The following is a 20,082-nucleotide window of genomic DNA, read 5'->3' as shown; positions in this document are numbered from 1 at the left end:
TTTTCTTTGGCCGGGGTCATGCCGGCAGTGGGTTGCAACCAGCGGCCCGGCGGCTAAAAGTCCGCCCATGTTCCGGTTTTCCCGATCAAGGCTTTTTGCCACCCTTATCGCCGCTGCCACCCTGGGGCTGGCGATGGTGCTGGCCAATGGCATCCCGCCCGAGACGGCTGCGGGTGTCCGCGCGCTGCTGCCGATGATCGTTGGTGCGGGTCTGGCGCAATGGCTGTTGTTCCCGCTGTTTGCCCGCCGTGAGGGCGCGGTGGGGCTGGGCCTGGATGTGGCGCTTTGGCTGGCGCTGATGGGCTTTGCGGGGCTGATTGCGGGCACGCTGGTGATGCCGGGGGCGGGCACGATTCTGGGGCCGTTGGTCACGCTGTCGCTGCCGCTTCAGTCGCCGGGTGCCGCGCTGGTTTATGGTGTCGGCGCGGCGCTTGGCCTGACGTTGATCCGCCGGTCCAACCCCCCTGCATAGCGCCGGTGAACCGCACCGTGCGGCATGGCGTGGATGGACAGTCGTGCGCCCGCCGCCTAGACTCGCCCAAACCGACCGGAGGTCATGATGCCGCTGCCGCTTGCCCCGCTGTTGCCCCTTGCCCTGCGCCTTGGCGCGGTTGCGGCCCTTGGCTATGTCGCCCAACGCCTGATCCGGCGGCATGGGCAGGTCGGGCGCACCGACCAGCGGGCCGAAGAGGCGCTGGATGATCTGGACGAGGGCCTGGCCTCGCACCGCCCGCGCGGTGCGGCAGGCCAGCGCAACACCACGTTCCGCCTGCGCCGCACCTTTCAGATGGGCGGCAAGACCTATGAAATCGACGCGGGGGCCATTGCCCGCCTGCGCCTGCGGGAAATCGAATGAAGCTGTATCACTCCCCCACCTCGCCTTATGTCCGCAAGATTCTGGTGCTGATGGCCGAAACCGGCCTGACCGACATAGAGATGGTGACGGCATCCGGCACGCCCGTCGCCCCCGATGCCGGGGTGGTGGAGCAAAACCCGCTGGGCAAGATCCCCGCGCTGCAGCGGGACAACGGCCCCACGCTTTATGACAGCCGGGTGATCTGCCAGTTTCTGAACGCAGAGGCCGGGGCAGACCTGTACCCTGCGGCACCGCTTTTGTGGGATACCCTGACCATGGAAGCCACCGCAGATGGCATTCTAGATGCCGCCCTGCTGATGGTCTATGAACAGCGCATCCGCCCGGAAGACAAACGCTTTGACCCCTGGGTCGAGGGGCAATGGGGCAAGATCAGCCGTGCGCTTGATGCGCTGGAAAGCCGCTGGACCGGCCATCTGAACGGCAAGCTGGACATGGGCCAGATCGCCACCGCCTGCGCGCTGGGGTATCTGGATTTCCGCCATGCCGACCGGCACTGGCGGATGAATCACCCGCTGCTGGCCGCCTGGGAGGCCGGCTTCGCCGCCCGCCCGTCGATGCAGGCCACACGGCCACCGGGCTGACCCGCGGTCAGGGCCAGGAACCGGTGCGCTGGCAGGCCAGATCCTTGGTCGCCCGCACCCGTTCGGCGCTTCGTGTTGTCGCAGGGGGTTGAATCCTGTGCACGACACGGCATCCTTAGCACATGACAGCCGCGCCTTATCAGCCACAGGCAGTGAAATAACGGGTCAAACCGTATCACATGCGCTCTATTGTCCGCTGGACGCGGGGGCGTGCCTTGGCTAATAAACCGGTTGGCAGGGTTGTGGGAGACCACCGCCCCGAAATCTTTATGGGCCACAGACCCTGTGGCCTTGAAAGGGAGAATATCTCGTGTCCCACGCAGAAGACCACGCAGGCACCCGCAGGGATTTCCTGTATTACGCAACCGCCGGGGCCGGGGCTGTGGCCGCCGGGGCCGCCGTCTGGCCGCTTGTGAACCAGATGAACCCCTCGGCCGATGTTCAGGCCCTGTCCTCGATCTTCATCGACATCACCAGCGTCGACCCCGGCACCCAGCTGACGGTGAAGTTCCTGGGCAAACCAGTGTTTATCCGCCGCCGCACCGAAGCCGAGATCGAGGCTGCCCGCGCCACCGCGCTGTCCGACCTGCCGGATCAGACCTCGGGCAACCCCAACAAGGCCGGCACCGATGCGTCGGACGCGAATCGCACGCTCGACGATGCCGGCGAGTGGCTGGTGATGATCGGCGTCTGCACCCATCTGGGCTGCGTGCCGATCGGCGATGGTGCCGGTGAATTCGGCGGCTGGTTCTGCCCCTGCCACGGGTCGCATTATGACGAAGCGGGCCGTATCCGCAAAGGCCCCGCGCCCCGCAATCTCGACATCCCGCTCGCGTCCTTCGTGGACGACGCCACGATCAAGCTCGGATAAGGACAAAAACACATGGCCGGAATTCCGCACGACCACTATGAGCCCAAGACAGGTGGAGAGAAGTGGCTGCACAAGCGCCTTCCCATCGTCGGGCTTATGTACGACACACTGATGCTGCCCACACCCAAGAACCTGAACTGGATGTGGATCTGGGGCATCGTCCTGACGTTCTGCCTTGCGCTGCAGATTGTGACCGGCATCGTGCTGGTCATGCATTACACGCCGCATGTCGACCATGCCTTTGCAAGCGTGGAACACATCATGCGCAACGTGAATGGCGGGCACATGCTGCGCTATCTGCACCAGAACGGCGCATCACTGTTCTTCATTGCCGTGTACCTGCATATCTTCCGCGGTCTGTATTACGGGTCTTACAAGGCCCCGCGTGAGGTGACGTGGATCATCGGCATGCTGATCTATCTTGCAATGATGGCCACTGCCTTCATGGGCTATGTTCTGCCATGGGGTCAGATGTCGTTCTGGGGCGCCACCGTGATCACCGGCCTGTTCGGCGCGATTCCTGGCATCGGCGAGCCGATCCAGACCTGGTTGCTGGGCGGACCTGCGGTCGACAATGCCACGCTGAACCGTTTCTTCTCGCTGCACTACCTGCTGCCCTTCGTGATTGCGGCATTGGTTGCCGTGCATATCTGGGCCTTCCACACCACGGGCAACAACAACCCGACCGGGGTCGAAGTGCGCCGCGGGTCGAAAGAAGAGGCCGAGCGTGATACGCTGCCGTTCTGGCCGTATTTCGTGATGAAGGATCTGTTCGCTCTGGCGGTGATCCTTGCGGTGTTCTTCGCGATTGTCGGCTTCATGCCGAACTATCTGGGCCACCCGGACAATTATCTGGAAGCGAACCCGCTGTCGACGCCTGCGCACATCGTGCCGGAATGGTACTTCCTGCCGTTCTACGCCATTCTGCGCGCCTTTACCGGTGACGTCTGGGTGGTGATTGCGGCCGAATGGGTTACCTTCGGCATCGTCGACGCCAAGTTCTTCGGGGTGCTGGCCATGTTCGGTGCCATCGCGGTGATGGCGCTGGCCCCATGGCTGGACACGTCCTCGGTGCGCTCGGGCCGGTATCGCCCGATGTTCAAATGGTGGTTCGCGCTGCTTGTCGTGGATTTCATGGTGCTGATGTGGGTTGGTGCAATGCCCGCAGAAGAACCCTATGCCACGATTTCGCTGATCGCTTCGGCTTATTGGTTCGCCTATTTCCTGATCATCCTGCCGCTGCTGGGTGTGATTGAAAAGCCGCTGCCACAGCCTGCGACCATCGAAGAAGACTTCAATGCCCACTACGCCACGCCCTCTGCTTCGGCAGCGATGCAACCGGCTGAGTGAGAAAGGAACTGACTGACATGATCAGGAACATCGCACTCACCGCCACCGCAGCCCTTGCCCTTTCGGCAGGGGCCGCTCTGGCCGCCGGTGGCGCAGCCGAAATCACCGATTACGCCTTCGCCCACGAAGGTCCGTTCGGCAAGTTCGACCAGAACCAGCTTCAGCGCGGCCTGCAGGTTTACACCGAGGTCTGCGCGGCCTGCCACGGTCTGCAATACGTACCGATCCGCAGCCTGTCCGATCCGGGTGGGCCGGAAATGCCGGAAGACCAGATCCGCGCCTATGCCACCCAGTTTTCGGTGACAGACGCGGAAACCGGCGAAAGCCGGGACGGCGTCCCGACTGACCATTTCCCGATGTCGGGGATGGAAGGCGCGCCGGACCTGTCGTTGATGACCAAGGCCCGCGCCGGATTTAACGGGCCCTACGGCACTGGTATCAGCCAGTTCTTCAAGGGCATTGGTGGGGCCGAGTATACCTACTCGATCCTGACGCATTACACCGAAGAAGAACCGGCCTGTGCGCCAGATGGGGTGGATGGGTTCTACTACAATTCGGCCTTCCCGAATGGTGGCGTGCCGGACAGTTGCAAGGATGAAAACGGTGTCTCGACCGTTCCCGGCAGCTGGATCGCAATGCCCAACCCGCTCAGCGATGATCTGGTGACCTATGCCGATGGCACACCGGCCACCGTGTCGAACATGTCGGCGGATGTGACCTCGTTCCTCGTCTGGGCGGCTGAGCCGAAGATGATGGCCCGCAAGGAAGCCGGTTTCAAAGCCGTGATCTTCCTGATTGTGCTGTCGACACTGCTGTATCTGACCAACAAGAAGCTTTGGGCGAATGTCAAAGGCAAGAAGATCGCCTGATCTGGTGGTCTGACCAAGCAAGAAACCCCGCTTCGGCGGGGTTTTTTCATGCGCTCAGCCCAGATAGTCGCGCAGCGCCTCGGGCGGGTCGGCAAACAGCGCCGCCGTGTCGCGCGGGGCCTGTGCCACCCCGTCTGCGACCAGAACCGTCAGCTCGGCAAAGGCCAGCGCATCCTTGGGGTCATGCGTGACCATCATCACCAGCGCCCCGGTCTCGGCCGCCACCTCTGCCACCAGCGCCAGCATTTCGGCTTTCAGCGCCGGGCCAAGGGCAGCAAAGGGTTCGTCCAGCAGCAGCACAGGCCGCGCGCGCAAGAGGGCCCGCGCGAGCGAGGCCCGTCCGATCTGCCCGCCCGACAGCTGCGCGGGCTTGCGCGTGCCCATCCCCGACAGCCCGACCCGGTCCAGCACCTGCGCGACCTGTGCCGTCTGATCCACGCTCAGCCGCAGATCGGGGCGCAGACCCAGCCCGAGGTTCTGCGTCAGGGTCAGATGCGGAAACAGGTTCTGGTCCTGAAACAGGATCGTCACTGGGCGCGCGCCGGGGTCCAGCGGCCCCAGATCGGTGCCTTGCCACAGCACACGCCCCGAGTGCGGCGCAAGAAACCCCGCCACCGCCGACAGCAGAGTCGATTTGCCCGCGCCCGACGGCCCGATCACCGCCACCCGCGCGCCTGCAGGCACGGACCAGTCGGCCTGCAGCCGGAAGCCGTCAACCACCAGCATCACCCTGTCAAACTGCAGCATAGCGCCGCCCCCATGCATCAAATGCCCAGAACAGCCCGAAGCTGAGCCCCACCAGAATCAGCGCCGCCCCCGCCGCCGTTTCAATGCGGTAGGCCGACATCAACCGCTGCACCACCAGCGGCAGCGTCGCGGTCTGGTCAGACGCAAACAGCGCAATGACCCCCAGATCGCCCATCGACAAGGCCGCCGACAACCCCGCGCCAAACCCCAGCGGCCGCGCCAGCCGGGGCAGGGCCACCAACCGCAACCACGCAAGGCCCCGCAGGCCCAGACTGGCCGACAGCCGCCCGTAATCAGACAGCAGAACCCGCGCCTCTGGCAGCAGCAGCCGGTAGACAAAGGGCAGTGACAGCGCGACATTCACCGCCACAGTGACCGGCAGAGCAAGGGTCGACGGCGCGGCGAAGGGCTGCACCATCAGGAACAACCCGGTTCCCAACACCAGCCCCGAACTGGCCAGCGGCAACAGTGCCACCGCATCCATCAGGCCCGCACCACGCCCGCCACGCGCTACCCGCAGCGCCAGCACCAGCGCCGCCGGAACCGTCAGCGCGGTTGACGCCAGCGCCACCACCACCGACCGCGCGGCACCCTGCCACACCGCATCAGGCAGCTCTGCCAGGCCCGGCACCCCGCGCAGCCCGATAGCCGCCAGGGGCACCAGCACAAACAGCGCCGCACCGCCAATCGCCAGCGCATCCGCCAGCCCATGCCACAAGCCGCGCACCTGCAGCACTGGCGCGCGGCCCAGCCCCGCGCCGAAACCCGGCGTTGACACCGCGCGCCAGATCAGCACTGCCACCAGCGCACAAAGCGCAAACTGCACACCTGCCAGCATCGCTGCCCGGCCCAGATCAAAATCGAATCGCACCGCCTGATAGATCGCAAGCTCTACCGTGGTCGCCCTTGGACCGCCGCCCAGTGTCAACGCCACGGCAAAGCTGGTCAGGCAGATCACGAAGATCACCGCAAAGGCCCCCGGGACGACCGACCGAAGCATCGGCCATTCCAGATGCCGCGCCACCTGTGCAGGGGCAAAGCCAAGCGATCCCGCAAGCCGGAACCGCTCGGCCGGGATCGTCTGCCAGCCCTGCAGAATCATCCGCACCGCCAGCGGCAGGTTCAGGAACACATGCGCCAGAATCACCCCCTGCGCGCCGTAGACCGACAGCGGGGCCAGACCTATGGCCCCAAGCCCCTGATTGACCAGACCTGACCGGCCAAACACCGCGATCAGCCCCATCACCGCCACAATGGTCGGCAGCAGAAACGGCGCGCCCATCAACGTGATCAGCGCGCCACGGCCAAAGAACCGCCGCCGCGCCAGTGCGCGGGCCACCGGCACCGCCAGCAGGCAGGACAAGGACGCCGACACCAGCGCCTGCCACAGCGTGAACCACAGCGCCTGACCGTCGCCCGGGGCCAGCGCAGGCCACACGCCCGCGCGCCACAGGACCGCGGCCAGCGGCAGCAGCACCAGCGCCGCGACAAAAGCCGCGACGCTGATGGCGATTACTGCGACAGCGCGGCGCGCCATTCCTCAACCGCCTCCACCCGCAGGGCTTCGGCTTGCGTTTCCGTCAGGAACAGCACCTTTTCCGGCAGCGGCAGGTCAGACCAGCCTGCGGGCCAGTCAGCCTGCGGCAATGCTGCGGGCAAGGACCAGTTGGCCGCCGGAATCACCTTCTGAAACTCTGGCGTCAGCACCCATGCCATGAACATGTCAGCCAGCTCGGGCTGATCGGTTGCCGCGATTTTGCCCACGGTTTCGGCCATGAAGTAATGCCCCTCGGGGAAGATCGCCGCCTGTTTGGTCAGATCCTCCTCGGCCATGATGTGATAGGCGGGGGATGTGGTGTAGCTCAGTACCATGTCCGCCTCGCCGCTGGTGAACAGGCCATAGCTTTCGGACCAGTCCTTGGTCACGGTCAGGATATGCGGGGCCAGATCGGCCCAGAACGCGCCCGCCTGATCGCCATACACCGCCTTGACCCAAAGCACCAAAGCCAGCCCGGAGATCGAGGTGCGGGGGTCTTGAATGACCACTGTGACATCGTCCGGCAGGCTGCGCATCGCATCCAACGTCGCGGGCGGCTCGGCCATGCGGGTGGTGTCGTAGATAAAAGCCGTATGGCCCCAGTTGAACGGCACAAAGGTGTCATCCGGCCAGTCCACCGGCAGGGTCAGCGCCGCCAGATCCTGCCCGTGCGGGGCAAACAACCCGGCCTCACGCGCGCGCGCCAGCACATCGGTGCTCAGCCCGATCACCACATCGGCCTGCGTCCGCGCACCTTCAAGCATCAGCCGGGGCAGCAGATCGCCGGTGGAAAACTGCAGGTCGCAGCCGCAAAACGCCTCAAACCCCGATTCGATGGCCGGTCCCGGCCCCCATTCCGAGGTGAAGTAATCGCCCGCATAAACAGTCAGGACAGGCGTTTGTGCATGCGCCGCAAAGGCGATGCAGGAAAGGCCAGCCGCAAGGATCGAAGTTCGCATGTCTTCCTCCAAATGCGACGGAACAGGTCGGGCTTGGAGGTCATCCTTCGCACCTTCCCTCCGCCGGTATGATCCGGTTCAGGTTCAACGGGTCCGCTTGCGCATCTCAGCCCGACGGAAAACCCGCCCGGCACCCCGAGGTATTGTTAAAGATAAGGCGTACCCCGCCGGGCGCAAGCACAATCGGCGGTGCTTCAGTCGGTGGTCAGAAGCGCCGCCAGCCCCTCGCGGTAGGTGGGATACAACAGCTGCACGCCAAGCTCGTCCTTGATCCGTCCGTTTTGCACGCGTTTCGATTCGGAATAGAAGCTGCGCGCCATCGGGGTCATGTCGGCCTGATCAAAGGGCACGGCAGGCGGTTCGGGCAGGCCAAGCAGGGCGGCGGCGTGGGCCAGCACATCTTCGGGCGGGGCGGGTTCATCGTCGCAGACGTTATAGGCCGCCCCGGGATTCGGGCGGGCGATGGAGGCCGCCAGCACCTGCGCGATATCGTCCACATGGGTGCGGCTGAAGAACTGCCCCGGCTTGATGATCCGCCGCGCAGAGCCATCGCGTACCTTTTCGAACGGGCCGCGACCGGGGCCGTAGATGCCCGCCAGCCGGAAGATATGCACCGGCAGGCCGGTGCCCTGCCATTGCTCTTCGGCCAGAACCCGCTGGGTGCCGCGTGGGCTGATCGGGGTCAGCGGTGTGGCCTCGTCCACCCAGCCGCCTTGATGGTCGCCATAGACTCCGGTGGTCGAAAGATAGCCGACCCACCCCGGCCTTGCGTCAGCGATGCACGGCCAGGCCTGAAGGAACGGGTCGCCCGCCGCATCGGGGGCGGCGGAAGCGAGGATATGGGTCGCCAGCGCCAGCGCCGGGGCAAGGTCGCCGGGCCACAGCAGCGGTGTGATGCCACACGCCAGCATCCGTGCGGCCTTGTCGGGGTTCCGGGTGGTGCCGATAACGGTCCACCCTTGCGGGATCAGCAGGCGGGCCAGCGCATCGGCGCTGTAGCCGTGCCCAAGGGAAAGCAGCGTGTTCATGGGTGCCACTATGGCGGGCCCGGCGGCGGCTGCAACCCACTTGATCGCCGCGGGCACACCCGCCATGCTGAGGATATGATCGATCTGAACGCCGCCTTCGCACTGACCGGCCCCGAAGACTGCGCCCGGCTTTATGCCGAATGGGCCGCCAGCTATGACACGGGTTTTGCCGACAGCCTTGATTACCGCCTGCCTGCCCATGTTGCGGCGGCCTTTCTTGCGCATGGCGGCACCGGGCCGGTACTGGATGTTGGCGCGGGCACTGGCCTGCTGGCCGGGCATCTGCGCGATATGGGGTTCGCGGGCGAGATTGATGCCGTCGATCTGTCGCCTGCGATGCTGGACGCGGCCCGCGCCAAGGGGCTTTACCGCACTTTGCGGCAGGCTGATATCACCCGCCCCCTGTCGTTTGATGGCCCCTATGGCGGGATCGTGTCTTCGGGCACCTTCACTCATGGTCATGTCGGCCCAGAGGCGATTGCGCAGCTGGAAACGCAGGCCGCCCCCGGTGCGCTGTTCGTGCTGTCGGTCAATGAAGGCGTCTACCGCGCCATGGGGTTTGATGCGGCCTTGGCACAGCGGCCTGGCGTTACCTTGCTGGTGGTGCAGATCTACGGCCCGGCCGCGGCAGAGAAAGACCCCGACCATGCGGCGCAGCGCGGGCTGATTGCCATCTGGCGGCATGGCGGGGACGGGGTGGCGGGCTGACCCTGCAAGGTCAGTCCGGTTGCAGCATATAGCCCTCGCCCCGCACCGTCTGCAGGTAGCGCGGCTGTTTTGGGTCATCCTCGATCTTGCGGCGCAGGCGGGTGATCTGCACATCCACAGCCCGCTCTTGCGCGGCATCGTCGCGGCCCAGATCGGCCACCAGCTTTTCGCGGCTGATGGCATGTCCGGGATGCGCCGAAAACAGCCGCATCAGCGCCGCCTCGGTCGCGGTCAGCCGTACCGGATCGGGGCCGCGCCACAACTCGCCCCGGTCCATGTCATAGCGCACGGGGCCAAGGTGCAGCACTTTTGGCGCCGCATCGGCGCGGATCACCGGCACCCGGCGCAGAATGGCGTTGATCCGCAGAAGCAGCTCTTTGGGCTCGAACGGTTTGCCAAGGTAGTCATCCGCCCCGGCCTCGAACCCTTCGATCCGGCTGGCGGTTTCCCCTTTGGCTGTCAGCAGCAGGATTGGCGTCTGCATTTTTTGCCGCAATTCGCGGGTCAGGCTGATGCCGTCAATCCCCGGCATCATCACGTCCAGCACGATCATGTCGAACTCCAGCCCGGCCAGCAGCCGCCGCGCCTGCGCGCCATCGCGCGCGACCGACACCAGAAAGCCATTGCGGATCAGGAACTTCTGCAACAGCCCCCGGATACGTTCATCATCATCGACAACCAACAGATGCGCGTCACCCTGGGTCATGCGCCGCTCTCCTTCAATCCTTGATATTGCCGGCGCAATTCGGGGTCCATCATCGCCTCCAGCACCTGCCGGAATCCGGCCACCGCCTGCGGACCTGCGGCCCGATACGCTGCCCGCATCCGCGCGCGCTGCGCGTCTGACAGCACACGCTCCAGCTCTTGCCCCTTGGTCGTCAGGTGCAGATGGCGTTCGCGCTTGTCGCGCCGCCCCACCCGCGCTTCGACCAGACCTTCCTCGATCAGTGTGCGCAACACCCGGTTCAGCGATTGCTTGGTCACGCCCAGAATGGTCAGCAGGTTTGATACCGTGGTGCCCGGACTGCGGTGAATGAAATGCACCGCCCGGTGATGGGCGCGGCCATAATCCATGCCTTCCAGAATACGGTCGGGGTCGGCGGTAAAGCCGCGATAGGCAAAGAACATCGCCTCAATGCCTTTGCGCAACTGCTCGTCGGTCAGAAACAGCAGGTTTTCACCGCTGGGGGTTTGATCTGCCATGGGTCGCCTCCCTCGCGCTGACGGTCTGGTTGTTTCAGCACCCTGACGGTGAAGTTATGTCAGCGATGTTGACTTTCCAAGGCCCAACTGTTAGCTCGCCTACGGCTTTGCGCAAGATTGTGTCCGAAACGGACCAGTTTTGTGCAACATTGTGAAGAAAGAGGGCATCATGGCAGGCTATGACGATCGTGACGGGTTCATCTGGATGGATGGCAAGCTGGTGGACTGGCGCGATGCCAATGTCCATGTCCTGACCCATGCCATGCATTATGCCTCTGCCGTGTTTGAAGGCGAGCGGTGCTATAACGGCAAGATCTTCAAGAGCCGCGAACATTCTGAACGCCTGCGCAAATCGGGCGAACTGCTGGATATGGAACTGCCCTATTCCGTGGACGACATCGAAGCCGCCAAGGATGCGGTGCTGAAAGCCAACAATCTGACCGACGCCTATGTGCGGGCGCTGTGCTGGCGCGGCGCGGGTGAAGATATGGGCGTGGCCGCCAAGCGCAACCCGATCCGCATGGCGGTGGCGGTCTGGTCCTGGGGCAATTACTACGGTGACGCCAAATTCAAGGGTGCCAAGCTCGACATCGCCAAGTGGAAGCGCCCGTCGCCCGACACGATCCCGCATGCCGCCAAGGCGGCGGGCCTGTACATGATCTGCACCATGTCGAAGCACGCGGCCGAGGCGAAGGGTTGTTCGGATGCGATGATGTTCGACTATCGCGGCTATGTGGCCGAGGCGACGGGGGCCAATATCTTCTTCGTCAAGGATGGCGAGGTGCACACGCCAATCCCCGATGCGATCCTGAACGGCATCACCCGGCAGACCGTGATTGGCATGCTGCAAGGCATGAGCATCCCGGTGATCGAACGCCGGATCGAGGCATCAGAGCTTGAGTCGTTCCAGCAATGCTTCCTGACCGGCACCGCAGCAGAAGTGACGCCAGTGGGCCAGATCGGCGACTACAACTTTGAGGTCGGCGCGCTGTGCAAACAGGTGTCTACGGATTACGAAAAGCTGGTGCGGGCTTGAACTGACACGCAGGGTGCCTTCGGGCACCCTGTTGCATTAAGCCGTCCGCCCCCGCGCGATGCGCAGGAATTGCACCAGCCGCGATGCGCTCGCGGGCGCGTGGCTGGTGTGAAAGCCGTCGCGTTTGCCGCGCGCCAGTCGCAGGAAGTGGGCGGTCTTGCTGCCGGTGCTGGGGGTGCGGGTGTCGGCCTGATGGCGGCCTTTAGGGTCACGGTGCATACTGTCCTCCCTTGAGATCAGGGCTGCAGTCTACCTCAGAATCACCCCAAGACCAACCGCCCGCGCAAATGCACGGGCGGGGCGGCGGCACAAACCGGCTCAGGCCAGTTCGGTTTCCACGTCGATATTGCCTTTGGTGGCGTTAGAATAGGGGCAGATGAAGTGGCCGCGTTCCACCATCTTCTGGGCCACGTCTTTCTCGACCCCCGGTAGGTTCACAACCAGTTTCACCTTCAGGCCAAAGCCGCCATCGCTGCGCGGGCCGATGCCGACATGGGCGTCTACGGTCGCATCATCGGGCACGGTGCCCAGCTTTTCGCTGGTGGCCGCAAAGCGCATCGCGCCCAGATAGCAGGCGGCATAGCCGATTGCGAACAGCTCCTCTGGATTATGCCCGGCACCCGAGCCGCCAAGTTCCTTGGGGCTGGTCATCGTGACGGTCAGCTTGCCATCGGCCAGTTTGGCCACACCGTTGCGGCCACCGCCGGTGGCCTGAGCTTCGGTCCAGTATTTCGGATCAACGGACATCTGATTTCCTTTCGCTTGCGATTTTATCGTATGCGATACATATAGGCGCTTTGGCGAGCTGGTTCAACCCGCTTGCGATTTAATCGCACACGACTATATTATCGGCATGACACTTACCCTGCCTGACATGATCTGCTTTGCGCTGTATTCAGCCACCCATGCGATGCAGCATGTCTATAAGCCGCTGCTTGACGATCTGGGGCTGACCTACCCGCAATACCTCGTACTCACCGCGCTGTGGGAGCAGGACAGGCAGACCGTCGGCGCACTGGGTCGTCAGGTGCAGCTGGAATCGAACACGCTGACCCCCCTGCTGAAACGGCTGGAAGAGCGCGGGTTTGTGACCCGCACCCGCGACGACCGCGATGAGCGTCAGGTCAACATCACGCTGACCGAACCGGGCCGGGCGCTGCAGGCCCGCGCCGCGCATATTCCGGCCTGCGTTCTGGAAAAAACGGGCCTGTCGGTCGACGATCTGACCCGCCTGCGCGATCAGATCACCACGCTGCGCGATCATCTGCGCGGTGCCTAAAGCCGCGCGACCGCCCAACGCGCTGCATCGGCCACTGTGGAATCGGCATCGCCGCACAGCCCCTGCGCCACTTCGCGCAACGCCGCATCGCCAGAGTTGCCGATGGCATACAGCACATTGCGCACAAAGCGCCCACGCCCGATCCGCTTGACCGGGCTGCCTGCAAACCGCGCCCGGAACGTCGCATCATCCAGTCCAGCAAGTTCCGCCAAGGGCGGCGCACCGTGCCGCGGCGCATAGCCGATGTCACGCGCCGCCTTGGCAAACTTGTTCCACGGGCACACCGCCAGACAATCATCGCAGCCATAAATCCGGTTGCCCATCAACCCGCGCAGGTCCTCATCCACCGGGCCGGAATGCTCGATGGTCAGATAGGAAATGCACCGCCGCGCATCCAGTTGGTAAGGCGCGGGAAACGCGCCTGTCGGGCAGATCGTCAGACAGGCGGTGCAGGACCCGCAATGGCTGACCTCTGGCGTATCCGGGGGCAGCTCCAGCGTGGTGAAAATCGCGCCGAGGAAGAACCAGTTGCCCAGATCGCGGCTGAGTACATTGGTATGCTTTCCCTGCCACCCCAGCCCCGCCGCCTGCGCCAGCGGCTTTTCCATCACTGGGGCGGTGTCGACGAACACCTTGATCTCACACTCGGCCTGGTCAATCAGCCAGCGCCCCAGCCGCTTCAGCCGGCGCTTGACCAGATCATGGTAATCCTTGCCCTGCGCGTAGACCGAGATCACGCCCCGGTCCCGCAGCTCCAGCAGCGGCAGCGGGTTCTCCTCCGGCGCATAGCTTTCCGCCAGCATGATCACCGAGCGCGCCTGCGGCCAAAGCGCCGTGGGGTCGCCGCGCCATGCCATTCGTTCGGCCATCCAGCCCATCTGCCCGTGCCGCCCCTGCGCCACGAAGGCAGCCAAACGCTCTGCCGCCAGCGGGATGGCGTCCGGCGTTGTCACCCGCATGGCCGAAAACCCCTCTGCAAGGGCGCGGCTGTGCAGGCGGGATTTCAGATCATCGGTCATGGCCGCCAGCATAGCGCCGCGCGGGGCCAAGGGCCACGCCTTCTGGACCAGACCAAAGTCTGGTGTCGCAAAGGCGGAAGCCACCCCCTTCATTCCCGGTCGGTTTTCCCCTAAACCAGCAGCATAAGGGGAGACCGCCATGAGCCTGAACACCTTCGGCCACCTGTTCCGCGTGACCACCTGGGGCGAAAGCCACGGCCCAGCCATCGGCTGCACCGTCGATGGCTGCCCGCCGGGCGTGCTCCTGACGGAAAGTGACATCCAGCCCTGGCTGGACAAGCGCAAGCCGGGGCAGAACAAGTTCACCACCCAGCGGAAAGAACCCGACGAGGTACGCATCCTGTCGGGCGTGTTCGAGGGGCGCACGACGGGCACCGCGATCCAGCTGATGATCGAGAACACCGACCAGCGGTCGAAGGATTATGGCGACATCGCCCAGGCCTTCCGCCCCGGTCATGCCGACATTACCTATCACCAGAAATACGGTCACCGCGACTATCGCGGCGGTGGCCGGTCTTCGGCCCGCGAGACGGCGGCGCGAGTGGCCGCTGGCGGCATCGCCCGCGCCGCCTTTGCCGCGCTGATGCCAGGCCTGCGGATCACCGGTTACATGGTCCAGATGGGCCCCCGCGCGATTGACCGGAGCCGGGTGGACCTGAGCACCGTCGACAGCAACCCGTTCTGGTGCCCCGACCCTGTGGCGGCGGTGGACTGGGCGACCTATCTGGATGAGCTACGCCTGTCGCACAACTCGGTCGGCGCGGTGATCGAGGTGATCGCCGAAGGTGTGCCACCGGGCCTGGGTGCGCCGATCTATGGCAAGCTCGACAGCGATCTGGCGGCTGCGATGATGAGCATCAATGCGGTGAAGGCGGTCGAAATCGGTGACGGCATGGCCGCCGCAACGCTGACCGGGGTGGATAATGCGGATGAGATCCGGATGGGCGCCAACGGGCCGGAGTTCCTGTCGAACCATGCGGGTGGCATCCTTGGCGGCATTTCCACCGGCCAGCCGGTGATCTGCCGCTTTGCGGTCAAGCCCACGTCCAGCATCCTGACCCCGCGCCAGACGATAAATCAGCGCGGGCAGGAGATTGACCTGATCACCAAGGGCCGCCACGATCCTTGCGTCGGCATCCGTGCCGTGCCGGTGGGCGAGGCGATGATGGCCTGCGTGCTGCTGGACCACCTGCTGCTGGACCGTGGCCAGACCGGCGGTGTGCGCGGCGTGCTGGGCTAGGTCAGGACGCCAGCCCCGCTGCTGGGGGTTTGACCGGCGCGGGCAGGGTAACCTTGGCGACCAGACGTTTCAGATCAGACAGGCGCATTGCCATTCTCCATGTGTTGATGGGTCGGATCATGCTGCGTCTGCAGGTCACATGCCAGAAAATGCTGCGTGAGATTTGTTTCAGACTTGTCCGGAGAGGCGTACGCAAAAGGGCGCCCCTTTGGGCGCCCTTGCAAAACGGTTCGGTTCTGAAAAATCAGGCGTTGACGCTGTCTTTCAGTGCCTTGGCGATGGCGAATTTCACTTGCTTGTCGGCGGGCTTGGTCATGGTTTCGCCGGTTGCCGGGTTGCGCACCTGACGCTCTGGCCGTGCCTTGCAGGCGACCTTGCCCAGACCGGGCAGGGTGACCGCGCCACCGGCGGCCACTTCACGGGTCACCACGTCGATGATGGCATCCAGTGCCGAGCCAGCGGTTTTCTTGTCGGCGCCCATCGTCTCGGCGATAGCGGCAACGAGCTGGGTTTTGGTCATCGGTTTCATCGTCATGTTCTTTTCCTTATTGCAGGCCGTCGCCATTGGACGGGCCGGATATGTGGTTGGCCGTTACCGGCGACGGGTTCCGCTACACAGGGTTTTGCCGCGCAAATCAAGCCCAAACCGCGCGGCGGGGTTGAAAATGAGCGGTTATAGGAAGGCGGTCTCTTCAAAGCTGCGCAACTTCCGGCTGTGGATGCGTTCGATCGGCATCAACCGAAGCCGCTCCATCGCGCGGATGCCGATCTGCAGGTGGCGGTTCACTTGCGTCTTGTAGAAGTCGCTGGCCATGCCGGGCAGCTTCAATTCGCCGTGCAAAGGCTTGTCCGAGACGCACAGCAGGGTGCCGTAGGGCACCCGGAACCGAAAGCCGTTGGCGGCAATGGTCGCGCTTTCCATATCCAGCGCAATGGCGCGCGATTGTGACAGCCGCTTGACCGGGCCGGACTGGTCGCGCAACTCCCAGTTGCGGTTGTCGATGGTGGCCACGGTGCCGGTGCGCATGATGCGTTTGAGCTCATACCCCTCCAGCTGGGTCACCTCGGCCACCGCTTCCTGCAGGGCGATCTGGATCTCGGCCAGCGCCGGGATTGGCACCCAGACCGGCAGGTCGTCGTCCAGCACATGGTCTTCGCGCAGATAGGCGTGGGCCAGAACGAAATCGCCCATCGACTGGCTGTTGCGCAGGCCTGCGCAGTGGCCGACCATCAGCCAGGCATGCGGGCGCAGCACGGCGATGTGGTCGGTGGCGGTCTTGGCATTGGACGGGCCGACGCCGATGTTGACCAGTGTGATGCCCTGCCCGTCGGCGCGTTTGAGGTGATAGGTCGGCATCTGCGGCAGCTTGGTGACGGGCTGCAATTCGCCATCCGCCGTGGTGATGATCTGGTTTCCGGTGGCGACAAAGGCGGTGTAGCCCTGCGACGGATCGGCCAGCATCTTGCGGGCGTGGCTTTCGAATTCGTCCACATAAAACTGATAGTTAGTGAACAGAACGTGGTTCTGGAAATGCTGCGGATCGGTCGCGGTGTAATGCGCCAGCCGCGCCAGAGAGTAATCCACCCGCTGCGCCGTGAAGGGGGCCAGCGGCATCGAGCCATCGGGGTTTTCGGTGCGCTGGCCGTTGACGATGTCATCATTCGTGGTCGCCAGATCCGGCACGTCGAACACGTCGCGCAGGCTGAAATCCAGCACGCCTTCTTGCGGGACGGACACGGTCGGGTTGTTCGCAACGGCGAAATGCACCGGGATCGGGGTTTCCGATGGCCCGATCTGCACCGGCACGCCGTGATTTTCCATCAGCAAAGTCAGCTGCTGAATCAGGTAGTTGCGGAACAGGTCGGGGCGGGTGACAGTGGTGGAATAGACCCCGGGGGTGGCGACATAGCCAAAGGCAAGACGCGAGTCGGTCTTGGTGTGGCTGGTGACCCGGATGCGGATTTCGGGGTAATAGGCACGGATGCGGGCGTGGGGTTTGCCCTTTGTCACCGTGGCGCTGAAGTGATCGGCCAGATAGGCGGTGGCGGCAGAGTACAGCTCTTCCAGCCGGTCAACGGCGGCGGCGGGGTCGGTAAAGTCCTGCGCTGCGGGCAGGTCTGGCGTCTGTGGGGCGGGTCCGTCTTGCATAACATCTCTCGTCAAATGATCCGGCATATAAGCCGATAGACGGGGGGTCGTGCAAGTGAAGGCTTGATGAAGGCCGGGGAACCGGGGAAAGCCCGCGCGTTTTCCGGGTATGGCGGGCGTATGGTTTGCGTATGGGCGACGTATGGCAAACGTCATGACGTCTGTGCGGGTCATTCGGGGGCGGGTTTTGCCCCCGCGCCCGTTACCGCGCCGGCAGTTCGGCCAGCACGCGCCGCGCCGCCTCTGCCGGGTCTTTGGCCTGCCAGACCGGGCGGCCGACGACGATGTGATCGACCCCGTCGGCAATGGCCTGCGCCGGGGTGGCGATGCGCTTCTGGTCGCCGCTGGCGCTGCCTGCGGGCCTGACACCGGGGGTGACGATCAGCTTGCCCGCCGCTTCGGGCAGGGCGCGGATCGCGGCGGCCTCTTGCGGGCTGGCGATGACGCCATCGGCCCCGGCGGCAAGCGCGCGGGCGGCGCGTTCCAGCGTGATGGCGTGGATGTCACCGGGCTTGATGCAGTTGTCATCCAGATCGGCGCGGTCGAGCGAGGTGAGGATGGTGACCGCCAAAATCTTCAGCCCGCTGCCGCCTTTGCCTTCCTGTGCGGCGCGCACCACCTGCGGGTCGCCGTGCACAGTCAGGAAATCGAGGTCGTATTGCGCGATGCCGCGCACCGCCGCTTCGACCGTGGCGCCGATGTCGAACAGCTTCATGTCGAGAAAGATGCGCTTGCCGTGTTCCTGCTTCAGCTCATTGGCCAGCGCAAAGCCGCCCCCCGTAAGCATGCCAAGGCCGATCTTGTAAAAGCTGGCGGCGTCGCCGATGCGGGCGGCAAGGTCCAGCCCCTGCACCACATTGGGCACGTCAAGGGCCACGATCAGGCGATCATCGGACATGGCAGGCTCCTTATCTTGGGTTCCAAGCGTCTTGCGGTGACGGGCAACTGCTGTCAAGCCATAGCCGGGTGCAAGAGGGGGCGCGATGATCCTGTGCTTTGACATCGGTGGGTCGCGGATCAAGGCGGCACTGGCCGAGGCGGGCCGCCTGACCTATCTGGGCGATTGTCCGACGCCGGGGGCGGATTTTGCCGGGTTCCTCACGGCGCTGGCCGGTTTTGCCAAGGGGCATGTGCTGCGCGGTGTGGCGGTTTCGATAGCCGGGGTGGTGGCGCCTGAAACCGGGCGGATCAAGGTGGCGAACATTCCTTGCGCCGATGGCCGGCTGCTGGCGGATGAAATCTCCACTGCGCTGCGCCTGCCGGTGCTGGTGCTGAATGATGCCGATTGCTTTGCGCTGGCCGAGGCGCGGCAGGGCGCGGGGCGGGCGCATCGCAACGTGTTTGGCGTGATTCTGGGCACGGGGGTTGGCGGCGGTCTGGTGATGGGCGGGCAGCTGGTGCAGGGCGCAGGCGGCTATGCCGGGGAATGGGGGCATGGCCCGGTGGTGGCGGCGCCGTGGGATTTGCCCTGTGGCTGTGGCTTGCGGGGCTGTGTGGATGCGGTCTGCGGGGCGCGGGGTCTGGAAAAGCTGCACGCTGTATTGCATGGCGTGGCAGAGCCATCGACCACGATCCTGTCGGATTGGGAGACGGGGTCGGCGACGGCGGCACAGACCATCGCGCTTTGGCTGGACCTTATCACCCCGCCCATGGCACTGGTGGTCAATGTGGTGGGGGCGTCGGTGGTGCCGGTTGGTGGAGGTCTGGCGAATGTGCCTGCCCTGCTGACAGCCTTGGACCGGCGTGTGCGCGCGGTGATTTTGCGGCAGACAGAGACAGCGCTGATCGTGCAGGCGCACTGTCGGCCTGATCCGGGGCTGATCGGGGCTGCCGAAGCGGGACTGGAGGTGTTTGGATGAGTGTTCTGGTGGAAGTCTGTGTCGATACCACCGAAGGGCTGGCCGAAGCGGTGCGCGGCGGGGCCGGGCGGATCGAGCTGTGTTCGGCGCTGGATCTGGGCGGGTTGACGCCTTCGGTCGGGATGATGCAGCGGGCTGCGGGGGCAGGGGTGCCGATCTATGCCATGATCCGGCCCCGGCCCGGAGATTTTGTCTGGTCCCCGGATGAGATTGCGCTGATGGAGACGGATATCGAGGCCGCGTACAGCGCGGGGTTGCAGGGCGTTGTGCTGGGGGCCAGCCGGCCCGATGGGCGGCTGGATACCGATGTGCTGGGCCTGCTGATCGCACGGGCCGCCAAAATGGGTCTGACCCTGAACCGCTGCTTTGATCTGGTGCCGGATTTTTCGGATGCACTGGAGCAGGCCATTGCGCTGGGCTTTCACCGGGTTCTGACCAGTGGCGGCGAGAAACGTGCGGCGGAAGGCAGCGACCGTCTGGCCAGCCTTATGGCGCAGGCCCGGCGCCGGATCATCATCATGCCGGGGGGCGGGGTGTCTGCCGAAACGCTGGCTCCGTTCAAGGGCCTGCCGCTGCGCGAGGTGCATGCCTCATGCTCGGCCCCGGTGCTGGCCTCGGGGCCGGTGGTGGATTTCGGGTTTGCGGCGCGCATCGGCAGGCGGACAGATGGTGCCCGGTTGCGCGATCTGTGCGCGGCGCTGGCCGATCCGGGCCTGAGGTAGAGCGCGGCTTGACGCAAAGCGCCGAAACGCAGAGCCTTGGCGGCGGGA

24 protein-coding genes and 1 riboswitch are annotated in these 20,082 nt (G+C 64.7%); of the genes, 12 read left to right on the top strand and 12 right to left on the bottom strand.

Features of this window, described 5'->3' with window-relative positions; all coding sequences use genetic code 11:
• Nucleotides 1–67: 67 nt before the first annotated feature.
• The 6 genes from EEB11_RS09980 to EEB11_RS09955 all read left to right on the top strand — a co-directional run bounded on the left by EEB11_RS09980 (nt 68) and on the right by EEB11_RS09955 (nt 4,548).
• Complete coding sequence (locus EEB11_RS09980) at nt 68–472, top strand: hypothetical protein (protein ID WP_135430893.1); 405 nt, start codon at nt 68–70, stop codon at nt 470–472.
• A gap of 87 nt (nt 473–559) precedes the next feature.
• Nucleotides 560–856, top strand: a complete 297-nt coding sequence (locus EEB11_RS09975; RefSeq protein ID WP_135431322.1) for a hypothetical protein — start codon at nt 560–562, stop codon at nt 854–856.
• Nucleotides 853–1,458 carry a glutathione S-transferase gene (locus EEB11_RS09970; RefSeq protein WP_135430891.1) on the top strand — a complete coding sequence of 202 codons (606 nt, stop codon included), beginning with the start codon at nt 853–855 and terminating at the stop codon, nt 1,456–1,458. Before EEB11_RS09975 ends, EEB11_RS09970 begins: the two co-directional genes overlap by 4 nt.
• Before the next feature lie 310 nt (nt 1,459–1,768).
• Complete coding sequence (gene petA, locus EEB11_RS09965; protein ID WP_135430889.1) at nt 1,769–2,329, top strand: ubiquinol-cytochrome c reductase iron-sulfur subunit; 561 nt, start codon at nt 1,769–1,771, stop codon at nt 2,327–2,329.
• 12 nt (nt 2,330–2,341) lie between these two features.
• Nucleotides 2,342–3,679: a cytochrome b gene (gene petB, locus EEB11_RS09960; protein ID WP_135430887.1), complete on the top strand. Its 1,338-nt coding sequence runs from the start codon at nt 2,342–2,344 to the stop codon at nt 3,677–3,679.
• Nucleotides 3,680–3,696: 17 nt separating this feature from the next.
• Nucleotides 3,697–4,548, top strand: coding sequence for a cytochrome c1 (locus tag EEB11_RS09955; RefSeq protein WP_135430885.1), 852 nt, complete (start codon nt 3,697–3,699; stop codon nt 4,546–4,548).
• A gap of 54 nt (nt 4,549–4,602) precedes the next feature.
• Here the strand turns inward: EEB11_RS09955 and EEB11_RS09950 are convergent, their stop codons facing one another.
• The 4 genes from EEB11_RS09950 to EEB11_RS09935 all read right to left on the bottom strand — a co-directional run bounded on the left by EEB11_RS09950 (nt 4,603) and on the right by EEB11_RS09935 (nt 8,819).
• Nucleotides 4,603–5,295: a thiamine ABC transporter ATP-binding protein gene (locus EEB11_RS09950; RefSeq protein ID WP_135430883.1), complete on the bottom strand. Its 693-nt coding sequence runs from the start codon at nt 5,293–5,295 to the stop codon at nt 4,603–4,605.
• Nucleotides 5,282–6,832: a thiamine/thiamine pyrophosphate ABC transporter permease ThiP gene (locus tag EEB11_RS09945; RefSeq protein WP_135430881.1), complete on the bottom strand. Its 1,551-nt coding sequence runs from the start codon at nt 6,830–6,832 to the stop codon at nt 5,282–5,284. The genes EEB11_RS09950 and EEB11_RS09945 overlap by 14 nt, the downstream gene beginning before the upstream one ends.
• Nucleotides 6,808–7,791 carry a thiamine ABC transporter substrate-binding protein gene (locus EEB11_RS09940; RefSeq protein WP_135430879.1) on the bottom strand — a complete coding sequence of 328 codons (984 nt, stop codon included), beginning with the start codon at nt 7,789–7,791 and terminating at the stop codon, nt 6,808–6,810. The genes EEB11_RS09945 and EEB11_RS09940 overlap by 25 nt, the downstream gene beginning before the upstream one ends.
• 38 nt (nt 7,792–7,829) lie before the next feature.
• Nucleotides 7,830–7,939: riboswitch (TPP riboswitch) on the bottom strand.
• Between the two features lie 46 nt (nt 7,940–7,985).
• Nucleotides 7,986–8,819, bottom strand: a complete 834-nt coding sequence (locus tag EEB11_RS09935) for an SDR family oxidoreductase (RefSeq protein WP_135430877.1) — start codon at nt 8,817–8,819, stop codon at nt 7,986–7,988.
• Between the two features lie 75 nt (nt 8,820–8,894).
• Between EEB11_RS09935 and EEB11_RS09930 the strand changes: the two genes are divergently transcribed.
• The gene (locus EEB11_RS09930; protein WP_135430875.1) at nt 8,895–9,527 is read left to right on the top strand and encodes a class I SAM-dependent DNA methyltransferase; all 633 of its coding nucleotides are present in this window, start codon (nt 8,895–8,897) and stop codon (nt 9,525–9,527) included.
• Nucleotides 9,528–9,537: 10 nt separating this feature from the next.
• On the opposite strand, the gene EEB11_RS09925 is transcribed toward EEB11_RS09930, so the two are convergent.
• Nucleotides 9,538–10,233 carry a response regulator gene (locus EEB11_RS09925; protein ID WP_135430873.1) on the bottom strand — a complete coding sequence of 232 codons (696 nt, stop codon included), beginning with the start codon at nt 10,231–10,233 and terminating at the stop codon, nt 9,538–9,540.
• Complete coding sequence (locus EEB11_RS09920; protein ID WP_135430871.1) at nt 10,230–10,730, bottom strand: MarR family winged helix-turn-helix transcriptional regulator; 501 nt, start codon at nt 10,728–10,730, stop codon at nt 10,230–10,232. Before EEB11_RS09920 ends, EEB11_RS09925 begins: the two co-directional genes overlap by 4 nt.
• 169 nt (nt 10,731–10,899) lie before the next feature.
• Here EEB11_RS09920 and EEB11_RS09915 point away from each other — a divergent pair, with 169 nt between their 5' ends.
• Nucleotides 10,900–11,766: a branched-chain amino acid aminotransferase gene (locus tag EEB11_RS09915; protein WP_135430869.1), complete on the top strand. Its 867-nt coding sequence runs from the start codon at nt 10,900–10,902 to the stop codon at nt 11,764–11,766.
• Nucleotides 11,767–11,802: 36 nt separating this feature from the next.
• Here the strand turns inward: EEB11_RS09915 and EEB11_RS09910 are convergent, their stop codons facing one another.
• Nucleotides 11,803–11,985, bottom strand: coding sequence for a hypothetical protein (locus tag EEB11_RS09910; protein ID WP_135430867.1), 183 nt, complete (start codon nt 11,983–11,985; stop codon nt 11,803–11,805).
• A gap of 99 nt (nt 11,986–12,084) precedes the next feature.
• Nucleotides 12,085–12,513 carry an organic hydroperoxide resistance protein gene (locus EEB11_RS09905; protein ID WP_135430865.1) on the bottom strand — a complete coding sequence of 143 codons (429 nt, stop codon included), beginning with the start codon at nt 12,511–12,513 and terminating at the stop codon, nt 12,085–12,087.
• Between the two features lie 106 nt (nt 12,514–12,619).
• Here EEB11_RS09905 and EEB11_RS09900 point away from each other — a divergent pair, with 106 nt between their 5' ends.
• On the top strand, nt 12,620–13,045 hold the full coding sequence (locus EEB11_RS09900) for a MarR family winged helix-turn-helix transcriptional regulator (RefSeq protein ID WP_135430863.1): 426 nt from the start codon (nt 12,620–12,622) through the stop codon (nt 13,043–13,045).
• Here the strand turns inward: EEB11_RS09900 and queG are convergent.
• Complete coding sequence (gene queG / locus EEB11_RS09895; protein WP_135431320.1) at nt 13,042–14,064, bottom strand: tRNA epoxyqueuosine(34) reductase QueG; 1,023 nt, start codon at nt 14,062–14,064, stop codon at nt 13,042–13,044. The genes EEB11_RS09900 and queG overlap by 4 nt on opposite strands.
• Before the next feature lie 139 nt (nt 14,065–14,203).
• On the opposite strand from queG, the gene aroC reads away from it, so the two are divergent.
• Entirely contained in the window at nt 14,204–15,304 is a 1,101-nt protein-coding gene (gene aroC, locus EEB11_RS09890; RefSeq protein WP_135430861.1) for a chorismate synthase, read from the top strand.
• Between the two features lie 244 nt (nt 15,305–15,548).
• Here the strand turns inward: aroC and EEB11_RS09885 are convergent, their stop codons facing one another.
• The 3 genes from EEB11_RS09885 to pyrF form a co-directional block, all read right to left on the bottom strand.
• Nucleotides 15,549–15,839 carry an HU family DNA-binding protein gene (locus tag EEB11_RS09885; protein ID WP_245298854.1) on the bottom strand — a complete coding sequence of 97 codons (291 nt, stop codon included), beginning with the start codon at nt 15,837–15,839 and terminating at the stop codon, nt 15,549–15,551.
• A gap of 138 nt (nt 15,840–15,977) precedes the next feature.
• Nucleotides 15,978–17,453: an AMP nucleosidase gene (locus EEB11_RS09880; RefSeq protein WP_135430859.1), complete on the bottom strand. Its 1,476-nt coding sequence runs from the start codon at nt 17,451–17,453 to the stop codon at nt 15,978–15,980.
• A gap of 202 nt (nt 17,454–17,655) precedes the next feature.
• Nucleotides 17,656–18,351 carry an orotidine-5'-phosphate decarboxylase gene (pyrF, locus tag EEB11_RS09875; RefSeq protein ID WP_135430857.1) on the bottom strand — a complete coding sequence of 232 codons (696 nt, stop codon included), beginning with the start codon at nt 18,349–18,351 and terminating at the stop codon, nt 17,656–17,658.
• An 85-nt stretch (nt 18,352–18,436) separates the two neighbouring features.
• On the opposite strand from pyrF, the gene EEB11_RS09870 reads away from it, so the two are divergent.
• The gene (locus tag EEB11_RS09870) at nt 18,437–19,312 is read left to right on the top strand and encodes an ROK family protein (RefSeq protein WP_135430855.1); all 876 of its coding nucleotides are present in this window, start codon (nt 18,437–18,439) and stop codon (nt 19,310–19,312) included.
• Nucleotides 19,309–20,034 carry a copper homeostasis protein CutC gene (locus tag EEB11_RS09865; RefSeq protein ID WP_135430853.1) on the top strand — a complete coding sequence of 242 codons (726 nt, stop codon included), beginning with the start codon at nt 19,309–19,311 and terminating at the stop codon, nt 20,032–20,034. Before EEB11_RS09870 ends, EEB11_RS09865 begins: the two co-directional genes overlap by 4 nt.
• Nucleotides 20,035–20,082: the final 48 nt, after the last annotated feature.

It is taken from the genome of Pseudotabrizicola sediminis, from assembly GCF_004745575.1.
In the GTDB taxonomy this organism is placed as follows: Bacteria; Pseudomonadota; Alphaproteobacteria; order Rhodobacterales; family Rhodobacteraceae; genus Pseudotabrizicola; species Pseudotabrizicola sediminis.
Note: the sequence above shows the minus strand (reverse complement) of the source record. Positions and strands in the feature narration are given on the sequence as shown.